Below are 14933 nucleotides of genomic sequence, written 5' to 3'. Positions count from 1 at the left end.
GACTTGTCGTCCGGGCCGTGAAACTGAGAGAAAGCTTACGCCTTGGGCTGCGAAATAAGATTGCTAAGATTGCTTACAAACTTACCAATTGCGCAATTAACAACTAAAGGAGCACTATCTAGCGCAATCCAATAATGAGCCAGTTTAAAAATGGACAAACTCGACCGTTACGACCTGAACATTCTCGCCGAATTGCAGCGCAACGCTGCCCTGTCCAACCAGGAACTCGCCGAACGCATTGGCCTGTCGCCCTCGCCCTGCTCGCGCCGGGTCAAACAGCTGGAAGACGACGGCTACATCACCGGCCAGGTCGCCCTGCTCGACCGCAAGAAGCTTGGCCTGAGCCTGACCGCCTACGTGCTGATCGGCATGGACCGGCATACCCCCGAGCGCTTCGAGCACTTTCAGGATGAAATCCGCAAATGCCCCGAAGTGCTGGAGTGCTGCCTGGTGACCGGGATGGACGCCGACTACCAGCTCAAGGTGGTGGTACCGGACATGGATCATTACCAGAAGCTGCTGCTCGGCACCCTGACCCGTATCGACGGTGTTTCCAGCGTGCGCTCGAGCTTCGTGCTGCAGCAGATTCTCTCCAGCACGCAGTTGCCCTTGCAGCATCTGCGCGACTGAAAGTCGCAGGGTGAAGCGGATCATGCCGCGCACCAGGGCAGGGCGCGTATAATTCCCGCCCTGCGTTTTCCGTCCGAATCACGAGGCACCATGGAAACCGAACAATTTGAAGCCCTGATGATGTACGTCCTGGTGGGCGGCCTGATGCTGTTCATGTTCTTCATCATCTGGGACCTCGCGAAGAAGTCCAAGGCCGGTCGCCTGGGCACCGCCATCCTGTTCCTTGGCCTGGGTCTGTGCCTGTTCGCCTTCCTCGCCAAGCCGATCATCACTTACATCATCGAGACCGCGCGCGGCATTCACGGTTGAACGAGCGCATTAACCCGCGCTAAATATGATCGTTTACAGGGCATCGTCTCGATGCGACCTGCCGCCTACCCAAGGAGTCACACATGAGCGCCGCCAATCTGGTGATGCAGAGCTATGGACGCTGCTGCGCCAGCCCGGATTTCTTCGACAGTTTCTACCGCCACTTCCTTGCCAGCTCGCCGCTGATCCGCGAGAAATTCGTCGATACCGACATGAGCGCGCAAAAGCAGCTGCTGCGCCAGGGCATTCTCAACCTGGTGATGCACGCCCGCGGCATGCCTGACACCAAGCTGCGTGCCCTCGGCGAATCGCACTCGCGCCAACATCTGGATATTCGCCCCGAACTCTACGACCTGTGGCTCGACGCGCTGCTGGCGACCATCGGCGAGCACGACAAGGAGTGCGACGCAGACGTGCGCCAAGCCTGGCGTGAAGTGCTGAACAAAGGTATCGCCGTGATCAAGGCCGGTTATTGATTCAGGTCATGCTCGCTGGTCCGGCCTCTGCGACAAAACGTCCGCTGCGCGGTGCGCCTCACTGATCACCGCGGCCGCCGCCATTCTCCCCCTATACCCATCCAGCGGCGACTCGGGAACAATCGGCGTGCCCTGGTGCGCGCGGCGCACCCTACAGGGATACCGCCGGCCGTAGGGTGCGCCGTGCGCACCAACTTCGCCTGCAATGATGCTCCCTATGGCAATAACGCCGGCACCTCGCGCCACTGACCGGGCTGCAATCCGTCCAGACACCAGGGGCCTATGGCCACGCGCACCAGACGCAGGGTCGGCAGGCCGACGGCGGCGGTCATGCGCCGTACCTGACGATTGCGCCCCTCGCGAATCACCAGCTCCAGCCAAGCCGTCGGCACGCTCTTGCGAAAGCGTACCGGCGGGTTGCGCTCCCATAGCTCGGGCTCGTCCAGATACCGCGCCTCGGCCGGCAAGGTCGGGCCGTCATTGAGCGTCACGCCATCGCGCAACTGCTGCAGTTGCTCAGCGCTCGGCTCGCCTTCCACCTGCACCCAATACGTCTTCGGCAGCTTGTGCTTGGGGTCGGCGATACGCGCCTGCAGGCGGCCATCGTTGGTCAGCAGCAGCAGGCCTTCGCTGTCGCGATCCAGGCGCCCTGCCGGATAGACGCCAGGCACCTCGACGAAATCCTTGAGCGTGGCACGGCCCTGCTCATCGTTGAACTGGGTGAGCACGTCGAACGGCTTGTTCAACACCAGCAAACGCGGCTGGGCAGGCGGCGCCTTGGCGACGCGCCGGGGAGCGGCAGGGCGGTGATTGGCAGGTAGGCGCGGGCGAGACATGCGGCGGACTTCGATGAAACTGGGCTGCGCAGTGTAACCCACGATAAGCGCCGCTGATGGTGCTTCCACGCCCAGCCAGACCTACTAAGCTGCTGATTCACCCCCTGCATTCAGGAGCCACCGATGAGCAACAGTGCCGAACTCGCCACCTTCAGCGGCTGGGCCGCCACCGCCCCCAAGGCACCGCTGGAGCGCCTGAGCTACGACCCTGGCCCGCTTGGCGCCGAAGAAGTGGAAGTGGCGGTGGAGTATTGCGGCATCTGCCATTCCGACCAGTCGATGATCGACAACGAATGGGGCAATGCGCGCTATCCCTTCATACCCGGCCATGAGGTGGTCGGCACCATCGTTCGCCTTGGCGAGCAGGCACGCGGCCTCAAGCTGGGGCAACGGGTCGGTATCGGCTGGTACAAGGGCAGTTGCATGCACTGCGGCTCGTGCATGGAAGGCTCGCACCAGCTGTGCCGCTCGGTGAAGCCGACCATCGTCGGCAGCCATGGCGGTTTCGCCGACCGCCTGCGTTCGCACTGGGCCTGGGCCGTGCCGCTGCCCGACGGCCTCGACCCGGCCCTGGTCGGGCCGCTGTTCTGCGCCGGTTCCACGGTGTTCAGCCCACTGCTGGAGTTCGACATCAAGCCCACCGACCGCGTCGGCGTGGTCGGAATCGGCGGCCTTGGCCACCTGGCGCTGCGTTTTCTCAATGCCTGGGGCTGCGAGGTAACAGCCTTCACCTCGTCGCTGAACAAGCAGGACGAAGCCAAACGCCTGGGCGCACACAAGGTGGTGGCCTCTACCGACAGTGCAGCGATGAAGGCGATCGCCGGTAGCCTGGATTTCCTTCTGGTCACCGCCAGCGCCGACCTCGACTGGATCGCCCTGCTCGGCACCCTGCGCGGCAAGGGCCGGCTGCACTTCGTCGGCATCGTGCCCAGCGCCATCCCGGTGCACGTGTTCAACCTGATCCCGCAGCAGAAGAGCCTGTCCGGCTCGCCGGTGGGCTCGCCCTCGAGCATGGCGACCATGCTCGAATTCTGCGCGCGGCATCAGATACTGCCGCAGGTCGAGCAATTCCCCATGAGCCAGGTGAACGCGGCCATCGACCACCTGCGCAGCGGCAAGGCGCGCTACCGCGTGGTACTCGACGCCAGCAAATGACAGCACGGGCGAAAGCTGTCGGCGTAACGTGGGTGTAGGAGCCGGCTTGCCGGCGATCATAGGCCCGGAAGGATCGCCCGCAAGCGGGCTCCTACCTATCGCCTGGATGTTGCGCGCCAAGGACAAATCCGCACCTACAGGGTTGAGAGGCCTTGAGACACTCAACCGACGGGTATACTCCATCCCCCGCTTGCCTACCGATACCAATTAGCATGCTGATTCTCGACACACCCACCGATGCAGAACTGCCCACCCTGGTGGGCATCTGGGAGGCTGCCGTGCGCGCCACCCACCACTTCCTCCCGGAAAGCGACCTGCAGGTGATCAAGCCGTTGCTGCGCGAGCAATATTTCCCGGCCGTGCAACTGACCTGCGCGCGGGACGAAACGGGGCGGATACTGGGTTTTCTCGGTACGAACGAGGGCATGGTGGAAATGCTCTTCGTCGATCCGGCCTGCCACGGCCAGGGCGTGGGCAAGCGGCTGATGCGCCATGCCATCGACGAACTGGGCGCCACTCGGGTCGACGTCAACGAACAGAATCCGCAGGCCGTGGGGTTCTACCAGCACCTGGGATTCGTGGTGACCGATCGCTCGCGCCTGGACGGCGGCGGCCGGCCCTTTCCGATCCTGCATATGACGCTCAGCTGATAGGCCAAGCAGCCACTATCCCTTCCAACGCCCGCTTGAGTTCGACCCGGCTGGCTGCCGCCGCAAGGCTTACACGCACGGCGTTCCCCGGACTGGCCTCGACCGCGAACACCTCGGCCGGCACCACTTCCACGCCATGCTGCCGGCAGGCCTCAGCCAAACCGGCCGGAGGCTCGCCATCGAGCCACAAATGCGGCGCCACCGCCCTGCCCTGCGGCATGCGCGGGCCGAGCACGCGCGCAGCCAGGCGCCAGCGCTGCTGCAGCTCGCCGATCTGCCAGGCCAGGCGCTGATCGGCAATGCTGCTTTCGATCCACTCACACGCCAAGGCCAAGCTAAGCGGCGTCACCGCCCAGCGCGTGGCCTGGGCCTCGGGGTCGATACGCTCGAGCAGTTCGGGCGCGCCGGCGATAAAGCCCAGGCGCAACCCCGGTGCGACGCTCTTGGACAGGCTGCTGATCAGCAGGCAGCGCTCGGGAAGCTGCACCGCCAAAGGCGCCTCGCTGCCCAGCACGCCGTAGACATCGTCCTCGACGATCCACAACCCGCGCCGCCGCGCCACCTCGGCGATGGCCGTGCGGCGCTCGGCGTCCAGGCTGGCGCCGGTTGGGTTCTGCAAACAGGGCGTGAGCACCGCGACACGAGCCCCGGTGGCGCGGGCCAGGCGGTCGAGGTCATCGGGCAGGATGCCGCGCTCGTCCATCGCCACGCCGTGCAGCGGCAGACGCAACTGGCGCGCGGCGGCCTTGATCCCCGGCGCGGTGTAGCGCTCCACCAGAATCGGCTCGCCTGCCTCGCACAGCGCCAGCAGCGCGGCCGAGACGCCCTGCTGAGCTCCGGCGCAGAGCAGCAGGCTACCCGGCGCCAACTCCATGCCACGGCGGCGCAGCCAGGTAACCCCAGCCAGGTGCGCGCGCTCGACCAATGCTGCCGACGGGTAGGCCTGCAGCGCGTCCAGCTCGCCACGTGCAGCCAGCGCGGCGAGGCTCGTGGAGAGATCGCGGTTATCCGAGTCATGCACCGGCACGTTGGTCGACAGGTCGATCAGCTCGCCCTGCGCGGCCGGCTGCTTGAGGCGGAACAGGCTCGCTTCGTGGCTGCTGGCGAGTACGTAGGTACCGCGCCCGACCTCACCGGAGACCAGATGTCGGCGCGCCGCCTCGCGATAGGCGAGCATCACCGTGCTCGGATTGATGCCCAGCGTCCAGGCCAGGCGTCGCTGCGGCGGCAGGCGCTCACCGGGCTTGAGTTCGCCACGACCAATGGCAGCGGCGATGGCCTCGACCAGCGCGAGATACGTCGGAAGGGAGTTGTCTTGAAGATCAGGAAGCCACATTGCTTGCCATGCAATATAAATATTTACCCATACAATGCACCGCACTAGCATCCGGGTCAACACCACTCGGAGTGCCCGTCATGTTCGACCTTGCCCAACTGCGCCAGAGCGCTGAACTGGTTCACCGCCACATGGCGCCCACACCGCAACTGGCCTGGCCACTGCTGGCCCAGCGCCTGGGTTGCGAGGTCTGGGTCAAGCACGAGAACCACGCGCCGACCGCCGCCTTCAAGGTGCGCGGCGGACTGGTCTATATCGACGCCCTGCTGCGCCGCGAGCCGCAGGTGCGCGGGCTGGTCACCGCCACCCGTGGTAACCACGGTCAGAGCCTGGCGCTGGCAGCGCGCGCGGCGGGGCTGGCGATCCGCATCCTGGTGCCGCACGGCAACGCCCGCGAGAAGAACGCGGCAATGCGCGCCCTCGGCGCCGAGGTGATCGAGCATGGTCGCGATTTCGACGAAGCCCGCGCCGAGGCCGCGCGCCTGGCCGAACGCGACGACCTGCACTGGGTGCCTTCATTGCATGAGGACCTGGTGCGTGGCGTGGCCACTTACGCGCTGGAGCTGCTGGAGGCGGTGCCGAACCTGCGCCGGGTGTACGTGCCCATCGGCCTCGGCTCGGGCATCTGCGGGATGATCCGCACCCGCGACCTGCTTGGCCTCGACACCGAGATCGTCGGCGTGGTCGCCAGCGGCGCCGACGCCTATGCGCAGAGCTTCGAGCAGGGCTGCCTGGTGCAGACCGACCGCGCCGACACCCTGGCCGACGGCATGGCCTGCCGCCAGCCGCAGCAACTGGCGCTGGACATGATCCGCGCCGGCGCTGCGCGCATCGTGCGGGTCGGCGACGAGGAAATCCGCACCGCCATCCGCACTTATCACGAGGACACCCACAACCTCGCCGAAGGCGCCGGCGCCGCTGCTCTCGCCGCCCTGATGCAGGAGCGCGAGCTCAATGCCGGCCAGCGCGTGGCCGTGGTGCTCAGCGGCGCCAACATCGACCGCGCGGCGCTGGCAGAACTGCTGCGTGACGAGGCGCCGGTCGCGGCCTGAGTTCCCCCGACCAACGGTGGCTGAATGGCGTAGGGTGCGCTGTGCACACCGCTGACAAACAGATACCTGAGCGCGACAGCAGCCTGCTGGCCGCGCTCAAGCCTTCAGCGGAACGGCGGCTCGTCGAAGCTGCGCAACTTGCGCGAGTGCAGCGAGTTGAGCTGGCTGCGCATCAGCTCCAGCGCCGCGATACCGATATGTAGATGCTGGGTCACCGCGCGCTCGTAGAAGGCGCCTGCCGCGCCGGGCAGTTTGATCTCGCTGTGCAAGGGTTTGTCCGACACGCACAGCAGCGTGCCGTAAGGCACGCGCAGGCGATAGCCTTGCGCAGCGATGGTGCCACTTTCCATGTCCACCGCCACGGCGCGCGACAGGTTGATCAACGGCCGCTCCTGGGCCCAGCGCAGTTCCCAGTTGCGATCGTCGTAGGTCAGCACGGTGCCGGTGCGCAAGCGCTTCTTCAGCTCGTCGCCCTGCTCGCCGGTCACCAGCTTGGCGGCTTCCTGCAGCGCCTGCTGTACCTCGGCCAACGCTGGTAGCGGGATATGCGGCGGCAGTACGCGGTCGAGAATGCCGTCGCGGCGCATGTAGGCGTGGGCCAGCACGTAGTCGCCGATGGTCTGCGATTGGCGCAGGCCGCCGCAGTGGCCGATCATCAGCCAGCAATGCGGGCGCAGCACGGCCAGGTGGTCGGTGATGTTCTTGGCATTGGACGGACCGACGCCAATGTTGACCAGGGTGATGCCGTGGCCATCCTCAGCCTGCAGGTGGTAGGCCGGCATCTGGTAGCGGTGCCAGACCACGTTTTCGATGATCGCCTGCATCTCACCTTCGGCCATGCCGCGCTCGATCACCACGTTGCCCGGCAACACCATGCGGGTGAAACGCGAGTCGCCCACCAGCATGTCCAGGCCGTGGCGAATGAACTGATCGACGTAGCGGTGATAGTTGGTCAGCAGGATCCACGGCTGCACGTGGCGCCAGTCGCTGCCGGTGTAATGCTGGATGCGCTTGAGGGAGAAGTCGGTGCGCGCCGCGTCGAACAGCGCCAGCGGCAGCGGATCGATGTTCTCCCAGTCGTACAGGCCATCGGCGGTGCCGTCGGTGGCAGCGGACAGGTCGGTGCTGGGGAATACGCGCGCCAACTCGGCGGCGGTCACGCCACTGCCAGCCAGCTCATCACCGCCCTCGACCACGTACGGGTAGGGAATGTTCTGCTGGCTGCGGCCGACTTCCACACGCAGGGTGAAGTCGTTCATCAGCGGACGCAGCTGCTCCAGCAGGTATTTTCGGAAGGCCGCCGGCTGGGTCACGGTGATGGCGTAGGTGCCCGGCACCTGCACCTTGGCGTAGGCGCGCACGGTGGTCGGCACCTCGCCCTGGCACAGGTAGGTCAGGCGCAATTCGGGATAACGGAACAGGCAGTGTTCGCTGGCATCGGGGCGGATGCGCTCCTTGAGGTAACGCTTGAGCGCCTGGCTCAACGCACCGGTGGCCTCCTGGTGCAGGGCGGCGAGACGGTCGACCGCCTCTTCGGGGGTGTGGGCAATGATGAAATCATCTGAGCAGGCTTTCACAGTGCATCTTCCTGACTGAACGTACGCCCCTATCTTGCCTGCATACGGTGACGAAAACATAGCGCGACAGGCCTCGCGCATCACTGCTAGCGACTAGGCTTGGATCAACTCGTCAGAGGTCACCATCATGCCCCGTGCAATCGTTCTGCTGTTGGCCATGGCCTCATGCTCAAGCATTCAGGCCGGTGAACTCGACGGTCATTACCGGGCAACCCTCGACGGCCAGCCAAGCGAGCTGATCCTGCGTCAGAGCGGCGCCGTGGTAGAAGGCGAGTATGTGGAAAGCCAGCGCCTGCGCCTGATCGTCAAAGGCCGCTACGACGGCAAGCTGCTGCGTGCCGAAATCAGCGACCCACAGACCGGTCTGCTACTGGCCAACATGAACGCCACCTATGCCAATGCCATGCTCAATACCAGCATCGCCGCGCGCGATCCACGCAACGGCGAAGTGTTGGAGCGCCAGGCCTTGTTCCATCGCGAAACGGCGGCAACGGCGGCGACGCCATCCAGTGCAGGCGCTAGGGACCCGGCACTGGTCGGCATCTGGATGCATGAGAAGATCATCAACAGCGGCGGCACCAACTTCGCCTCGTTCAACACCCTGATGACCCTGCAGTTGAACGCCGATGGCAGCGTCACCCAGTGGGCTCGCTCGGTCGGCGGCGGCAACGACTGGAACTACGACAGCCCTGGCGAGGTGCAGTACAGCGGCCACTGGCGCAGCCAGGACGGCATGCTGATGGTGCGCCTGACAGGCGCCGCCGACTATCAACCCGCCGCCTATTACCGCTTCAGCGACCCGTACCTGGTCACCGAAAGCAATACCGGCAAGATGATCTGGCAGCGCCGCCGTTAGCGCAAAAGTCGCGCAGCGACGCCTTCCTTAATGCTCCTCTCCCTCCGGGAGAAGGTGGCGCGAAGCGCCGGATGAGGGCAGGCATGCAGCACAGGCTTTCATCATCCAGAACGCTTCTTAGCGCATGACCGTCAGAGCGACGAGGTCAGGCCGGCTGGTGCAGACGCACGTTGAACAGCGGCCCCTGACTGAAACGCGACAGCGCCTTGGCAGCGGCCAGCACGCCCAGGTCGATCAGCGGTTCGATCAGGATCACGCTCATGTAGGCCAGGCCGAAGCTGCCCACGGCCGCCAGGTTTTCGCTGGAGAAACCGTGGCCGTAGAAGGCCCAGAACGCCACCCAGGCAACGATGCCGCCCTGATAAGCGGTCGAAAGCGCCAGCGCCTGCTTGTAGGAAAGATCGATGTAGGCGGTGCCCGGCGCGACGATGCGCTTGGCCAGCAGGCTGATGCCCCACAGTGGGATCAACAGCGTGGTGACGTTCATGCCGTACTGCGGCAGGTCGAACGGGGCGAACAGCAGCCCTTGCAGCAGCAGACCTGCCGCCAGGCCAATGCCCGCGGCACCGGCACCGAACAGCAGGAGCAGGGTCGAACCGAGGATCAGATGAACCTCGGAAACGCCCACCGCATGATGCGGGAACACTTCGAAAAAGCAGAACACCAGGGCGGTGGTCAGCAGGCTGCGCAGCGCCAGGGCAGCGACACCGCCGTTGTTGCGTACGCTGTCCAGGGCGAGTTTGGCGGTCAGGCCGAAGGCAGTGACGGCCGTTGCGTAGCTAAGCAGGATCTTGGCGCCTTCGACGACGTCCGGTTCGATATGCATGCGAGTTCCTTTGCCGCGCCCACCGCGCGACGATTCGGATGGAGGGTGGGCGAAACGCCCGTTGTCGATGGCAGGTCTCCTGGCTCACGGCTTGACACTTCGCCCGCCTTCCCGACCGAAGTCAGTGGCATGAGGGCATCGTTCGCCGCTTACAGTTGCGGGGGCAGCCAGGGCATTGGCGAGATTCGCCGCACCCTGTTCCCTTTTCATCCGCGTCACAAGCGTGCACGCAGAACCATCGGCCGCAAGATTACTCGCCTGCCCGGCTAAAAAACAGCGCACCAGGCAATCCGCCCTCGGCACTCGCTCAGGCCAGGTGGGGCGTGCTGCGCGCCAGCAGCGCCTCGACGTCAACACCGCGCGGCAGGGTGCCGTAGACGCGACCACGGCCTTCCAGGCGGCTGGCGATGAAGGCATCGGAGACGGTAGCGTTGCCCGCCTCCAGCAGCAGCTTGGCCTGCAGCGCGACGGCCATGTCTTCGGTGAGCTGGCGGGCGCGGTACTGGATATCGGCCGTATCAGCGAAATCTGCCTTGAGCCTCTGGATATGCGCTTTCAAGCGGGCATCGCCGTGGCCATCACCCAGCTCGGCGAACAGCGCGTCGAGCACGCCCGGCTCCTTGGACAGGGCACGCAGCACGTCCAGGCATTGCACGTTGCCCGAGCCTTCCCAGATCGAGTTGACCGGCGCTTCACGATACAGGCGCGGCATGATGGTTTCCTCGACGTAGCCGGCGCCGCCCATGCACTCGCTGGCCTCGTAGATCATTTCCGGCGCGCGCTTGCAAATCCAGTACTTGCCCACCGCAGTGACCAGGCGGGCAAACTTGTCTTCCTGCGCGTCATGCGGGTTATCGAGCGCACGGCCCATGCGCATGCACAGCGCCAGCGCGGCTTCGCTCTCCAGCGCCAGGTCGGCCAGCACGTTCTGCATCAGCGGCTGGTCGGCGAGCAGCTTGCCGCCGACCTGGCGGTGTGCGCAGTGGTGCGCGGCCTGGGTCAGCGCCTGGCGCATCAGGCTGCTGGAGCCGACCATGCAATCGAAGCGGGTCATGGCCACCATCTCGATGATGGTCGGCACGCCACGTCCTTCCTCGCCGAGCATCCAGGCGAAGGCACCTCGATATTCCACCTCGCTGGAGGCGTTGGCCCAGTTGCCCAGCTTGTTCTTCAGACGCTGGATGTAGAACGCGTTGCGCGTGCCATCCGGCCGGTGACGCGGCAGCAGGAAGCACGACAGGCCCTTGTCGGTGTACGCCAGGGTGAGAAAGGCGTCGCACATCGGTGCCGAGCAGAACCATTTGTGGCCCACCAGTTCATAGCCCTGTCCCGGCCCGCCAAGACCGATGGGATAGGCCCGCGTGGTATTCGCGCGCACATCGGTGCCGCCCTGCTTCTCGGTCATGGCCATGCCGATGGTGACGCCGGCCTTCTGCTCCATCGGCAGGTTGCGTGGGTCGTACTGACTGGCGAGGATCTTCGGCAGCCACTGCTCGGCCACGTTGGGTTGCAGGCGGATGGCCGGCACAGCGGCGAAGGTCATGGTCAGCGGGCAGCCGCTGGCCGCTTCGGCCTGACTGTGCATATAGGTCAGCCCGGCGCGGGCGACATGAGCGCCGGCGCGCGGATCTGTCCAGGGCAGCGACGGCAAGCCGTGCTCCACCGCCGTGCGCATCAGTTCGTGGTAGGCCGGGTGAAACTCCACCAGATCGATACGGTTGCCGTAGCGGTCGTGGCTCTTGAACACCGGTTTGTTCTCGTTGGCGAGAAAGCCGGCCTGCATCAGGGCACCGCCTGCCAGGGCGCCATAAGCGCTCAAGCGTTCATCCGCCCAGGCGCCGTCGTAGCGGCGAATCCACTCCTGCAACGGCAGGTCGAGGCGATAGAGATTGGCGCCATCGAGGCTCGGCACCTGGTTGAACACTTCATGGGTTTCGGCGTGCAGACTGGGTTTCATCGCGCGGGCTCCTCGGCGCCGACGGCGCGCAGGCAGAAGGTGGCAAGGCTGGCGCTGACCTGCGCCAGCTCAAGAGTGGGTTGGCCCGCTTCGCGAGCGGCGCGGGCAGGTGGCGACAGCGGCCCCACCAGCGCTTCGGCAATGGCGCCGACCAGACAGGCCGCCATCAGGCTGATCGGCTCGACTCGAAACTCGCCGGCAGCGGCGCCCTCCTCCAGCAGGTCACTGAACAGTTCGGCGTAGGCTTCGCGATAGAGCAGGCGCTGCTCGTCGACTTCGGGGTCGACCGGTTCGGCGATCAACGCAAAGGCCAGACGGCGGCTATGCCAGGCGCGGGCAGCGAACTGCTCGAGGCCGATGCGCAGACGCTCACTGGGGCGGCCCGGCCCGCGCAAGGCAGCTGCCAGAGCATCCACCTCACGCTGGCTGGCGCTGGCAAAGACTTCGGCGGCCAGTTCACCCTTGCTGCGAAAGTGGCGATACAGGCTGCCGGTGGCGATGCCGACATCGTCGGCCAGCGCCTGCATGGTCAAAGCGGCGAAACCACCCTCGGCAACACGCAGCAGGGCGCAGTCGAGAATACGCGCGCGCAACGCCTGGTCGCGGTCGAGTCGAGCTTCGGTGGTGCGATAAGCCATGATCTGAATCCTGATTCACCTGCGCCCAGTGAATCAGGATTCAGACCATGGCTAAAGGGGCGATACGGCCAAACCTGCCGCCGAATCGGGAAAGAGGTTGCTCGTGCAAAGCTGCACTTGTAGGAGCCAGCTTGCTGGCGATCATCGATCTGACAGGCGCCAAGCATCGCCGGCAAGCCGGCTCCTACGGGGCGCAGCGACTTGATTACGCCCTGCGAAGAAGTGTCAGACCGGAGCGGCGCCACCGGAAACCGTCGCCGGGCGGCACAGCACCCAGTCATGCAGCAGCACGCGCAACTCGTCGAACTTCACCGGCTTCGCCAGGTAGTCGCTCATGCCCGCAGCCAGACAGCGCTCGCGGTCGCCACTGTGACTGTGCGCAGTGATCGCCAGCACCGGCAACTCGGCGCAGCCCGGCAGGGCGCGCAGTGCGCGACAGGTGGCAAAACCGTCCATCACCGGCATCTGGCAGTCGAGCAGCACTGCATCGACCGTCTCGCCGCGCAGCAACTCCAGCGCCTCGGCACCGTTGTCGGCAGTGCGCACGCGGTAGCCGAGCTTGAGCAACATGCCGCGGGTAACCAGCTGGTTGATCGCATTGTCCTCGACGATCAATACCGTGCATTGCTGTGCCTGGCGCTGCAGCGCCCCACCCCGCGGCCGTGCCGGGCGTACATCGCTGGCCTGTGGTTGCAGCGGCAGAGTCAGCGGCACATCGAGGCGAAAACGACTGCCCTGCCCCGATTGAGACTCGTGACTGAGACTGCCACCCAGCAGATCGACCAGTTGCCGACAGATCGCCAGGCCAATGCCCAAACCGCCGTACTTGCGGGTCATTGAACCGTCGAGCTGGTGGAAGCGCTGATACAGATCGCCCTCATGGACGAAACCGATACCACTGTCGCTGACCACCACACTCAGTGGCAGGTTGCTCCCCACGTTGCCGGCCCGGCCGACCTGCAACGTCACGCCGCCCTCGCTGGTGAACTTGATGGCGTTGTCCAGCAAATAGCCCAGCGCCTGCGCCAGCTTGGTCGCGTCCCCTTCCAGGGTGTCGGGCAGGTTGTCATCGAGCTCCAGGGTGAACGTCAGCCCCTTGTCTTCGGCGCGCGACGCATACTGGGCACGCAGGCCATCGAACAGCCCACGCAGGCTGAACGTCTCACGTCGCGGATAGAGTTTGCCGGCCTGCAGCTCGGTGAGCGCGAGGATGTCGTTGACCATGCGCATCATGTCGCGTGCGGACGCTGCTGCGGTCTTCTGGTACTGCTCCAGTTCGATGTCCATCTTCACCGTCTGCATCAGCTCCAGTGAGCCAATTACCCCGTTCATCGGCGTACGCAGCTCATGGGTCACGGTGGCGAGGAATTCGTCCTTGAAGCGGTTGCTGTCCGCCAGTTCCTGGTTCAGCGTTTCGAGCTTGCGTCCGGCCTCCTGGAGAATGCGCGTACGTTCTTCCTTCATCGCGTTGATGCGGTCGGCCAGCGCCAGCGACAGCAGGCCCACCTCCAGCGCCGAGCCAATCTGGCTGGCGTACATGGTGAGAAAGACATTCGGCAGGTAGCCCAGCACCATCAGCGTGTTGACGAGGCCGCCGATGAGAAAGGCGGTCCAGGCGAAGATGAAGTAGCGTGCCACGCGCATGCCGCGCAGCCAGGCCAATACCCCGGCAGCGGAGATCACCACGGTGAACAACAGCGCAAGGTAGGTGGCAAGACGCAGTGCGGTCGCATAGCTGACGCTCAGTGCCAGGATCATCACCACGGCACCACAGGCCATGAGCAGCAACAACAGGCGGTCGACCCAGGGACTATGCTCGGAGGTGTGCAGGAAACTACGGGCGAACTGACAGCCGAACAAGGCGGCCGAACCGATCAGGAAGGGGGTTGCGGCGTTGGCCCACCAGGGACTGTTGGGCCAGAAATACTCGATGCCGGCACCGTTGACCGAGACCTGATACAGGCCGAACGAGGCAATGTAGAGAATGTAATAAAGGTAGCTGGTGTCGCGCACGCTGAGGAAGATGAACAGGTTGTAGACCAGCATCACCAGCAACACACCGTAGATGATGCCGAGCACGTAGATGCGTCCCGGTTGCTCTTCCAGGTAGGCATTGGGCGCCCACAGGGTCAACGGCGCCTGGATCGAGCCCTGGCTTTCCAGGCGCAGATAAATGCGCTTTTCCTGGTTTGGCTCGAGGTTCAATTCAAAGAGGTAGTTGTTCTGCCGGATCTGCCGGCTGTCGAAGGGCAAGGCATCGCCGGTACGTTGAGCCAGGGCGAAGCCGCCGGCTTCGCTCGGCAGATACAGCTCCAGATGATCGAGCGGCGGATAGGCCAGCTCCAGCAACCAGTTGCGCGGGCCCTGCGCCTGCTGCGGCAGGTAGTGCATATCCAGTCGCAGCCAGAACACCGAACGCGAATAGCCGGCATTGAGCACAGGCTTGTCATGCAGGCGGAAACTGCCTTGCACGGCCGGCGAGGCAACATCGTCGATGCTGGCGTCGCCACGTACGTCCTCGAACACGTACATGCTCTGCCCCAGCGGCAGTGCACGCGTCTGTTCGTCGAAGGTAACGGCGCCCACGAGCGAGGAAAAAACGAAGCTCACGATGAGCAGGAGCAGCCGGTACATA

14 protein-coding genes and 1 riboswitch are annotated in these 14933 nt (G+C 64.9%); of the genes, 7 read left to right on the top strand and 7 right to left on the bottom strand.

Annotated elements, in window-relative coordinates:
- Positions 1–150 precede the first annotated feature (150 nt).
- The 3 genes from INS93_RS05315 to INS93_RS05305 all read left to right on the top strand — a co-directional run bounded on the left by INS93_RS05315 (position 151) and on the right by INS93_RS05305 (position 1415).
- Positions 151–630 (top strand): Lrp/AsnC family transcriptional regulator, encoded by a 480-nt coding sequence (locus INS93_RS05315; RefSeq protein WP_004424680.1) that lies wholly within the window; start codon positions 151–153, stop codon positions 628–630.
- Positions 631–720: 90 nt separating this feature from the next.
- Positions 721–939, top strand: coding sequence for a DUF2788 domain-containing protein (locus INS93_RS05310; RefSeq protein ID WP_003240295.1), 219 nt, complete (start codon positions 721–723; stop codon positions 937–939).
- Between the two features lie 83 nt (positions 940–1022).
- Complete coding sequence (locus tag INS93_RS05305) at positions 1023–1415, top strand: globin (RefSeq protein WP_021489453.1); 393 nt, start codon at positions 1023–1025, stop codon at positions 1413–1415.
- 215 nt (positions 1416–1630) lie between these two features.
- Here the strand turns inward: INS93_RS05305 and INS93_RS05300 are convergent, their stop codons facing one another.
- Complete coding sequence (locus INS93_RS05300) at positions 1631–2251, bottom strand: pseudouridine synthase (protein WP_192980576.1); 621 nt, start codon at positions 2249–2251, stop codon at positions 1631–1633.
- Between the two features lie 123 nt (positions 2252–2374).
- On the opposite strand from INS93_RS05300, the gene ahr reads away from it, so the two are divergent.
- Both ahr and INS93_RS05290 read left to right on the top strand, forming a co-directional pair.
- The gene (gene ahr, locus INS93_RS05295) at positions 2375–3406 is read left to right on the top strand and encodes an NADPH-dependent aldehyde reductase Ahr (protein ID WP_160017141.1); all 1032 of its coding nucleotides are present in this window, start codon (positions 2375–2377) and stop codon (positions 3404–3406) included.
- Between the two features lie 212 nt (positions 3407–3618).
- A complete protein-coding gene (locus INS93_RS05290) occupies positions 3619–4056 on the top strand; it encodes an acetyltransferase (protein WP_192980575.1) in 438 nt (145 codons plus the stop codon).
- On the opposite strand, the gene INS93_RS05285 is transcribed toward INS93_RS05290, so the two are convergent.
- On the bottom strand, positions 4049–5392 hold the full coding sequence (locus INS93_RS05285) for a PLP-dependent aminotransferase family protein (protein ID WP_192980574.1): 1344 nt from the start codon (positions 5390–5392) through the stop codon (positions 4049–4051). The genes INS93_RS05290 and INS93_RS05285 overlap by 8 nt on opposite strands.
- Before the next feature lie 80 nt (positions 5393–5472).
- On the opposite strand from INS93_RS05285, the gene INS93_RS05280 reads away from it, so the two are divergent.
- On the top strand, positions 5473–6444 hold the full coding sequence (locus INS93_RS05280) for a threonine dehydratase (RefSeq protein ID WP_192980573.1): 972 nt from the start codon (positions 5473–5475) through the stop codon (positions 6442–6444).
- A gap of 104 nt (positions 6445–6548) precedes the next feature.
- Here INS93_RS05280 and amn read toward each other — a convergent pair whose 3' ends face one another.
- Positions 6549–8081 carry an AMP nucleosidase gene (gene amn, locus INS93_RS05275; RefSeq protein WP_192980572.1) on the bottom strand — a complete coding sequence of 511 codons (1533 nt, stop codon included), beginning with the start codon at positions 8079–8081 and terminating at the stop codon, positions 6549–6551.
- 67 nt (positions 8082–8148) lie between these two features.
- Between amn and INS93_RS05270 the strand changes: the two genes are divergently transcribed.
- A complete protein-coding gene (locus INS93_RS05270; protein ID WP_192980571.1) occupies positions 8149–8877 on the top strand; it encodes a hypothetical protein in 729 nt (242 codons plus the stop codon).
- A gap of 145 nt (positions 8878–9022) precedes the next feature.
- Here the strand turns inward: INS93_RS05270 and INS93_RS05265 are convergent, their stop codons facing one another.
- From INS93_RS05265 to INS93_RS05250, 4 genes are all read right to left on the bottom strand, one after another.
- A complete protein-coding gene (locus tag INS93_RS05265) occupies positions 9023–9703 on the bottom strand; it encodes an energy-coupling factor ABC transporter permease (RefSeq protein WP_192980570.1) in 681 nt (226 codons plus the stop codon).
- Positions 9704–9754: 51 nt separating this feature from the next.
- Positions 9755–9958: riboswitch (cobalamin riboswitch) on the bottom strand.
- Between the two features lie 52 nt (positions 9959–10010).
- Positions 10011–11660 (bottom strand): acyl-CoA dehydrogenase family protein, encoded by a 1650-nt coding sequence (locus INS93_RS05260; RefSeq protein WP_192980569.1) that lies wholly within the window; start codon positions 11658–11660, stop codon positions 10011–10013.
- Positions 11657–12298 carry a TetR/AcrR family transcriptional regulator gene (locus INS93_RS05255; RefSeq protein ID WP_192980568.1) on the bottom strand — a complete coding sequence of 214 codons (642 nt, stop codon included), beginning with the start codon at positions 12296–12298 and terminating at the stop codon, positions 11657–11659. Before INS93_RS05255 ends, INS93_RS05260 begins: the two co-directional genes overlap by 4 nt.
- Before the next feature lie 225 nt (positions 12299–12523).
- Positions 12524–14932, bottom strand: coding sequence for a hybrid sensor histidine kinase/response regulator (locus INS93_RS05250; protein WP_192980567.1), 2409 nt, complete (start codon positions 14930–14932; stop codon positions 12524–12526).
- Position 14933: the final 1 nt, after the last annotated feature.

The organism is Pseudomonas sp. EggHat1 (assembly GCF_014892995.1).
Taxonomy (GTDB): Bacteria; Pseudomonadota; Gammaproteobacteria; order Pseudomonadales; family Pseudomonadaceae; genus Aquipseudomonas; species Aquipseudomonas chaetocerotis.
Note: the sequence above shows the minus strand (reverse complement) of the source record. Positions and strands in the feature narration are given on the sequence as shown.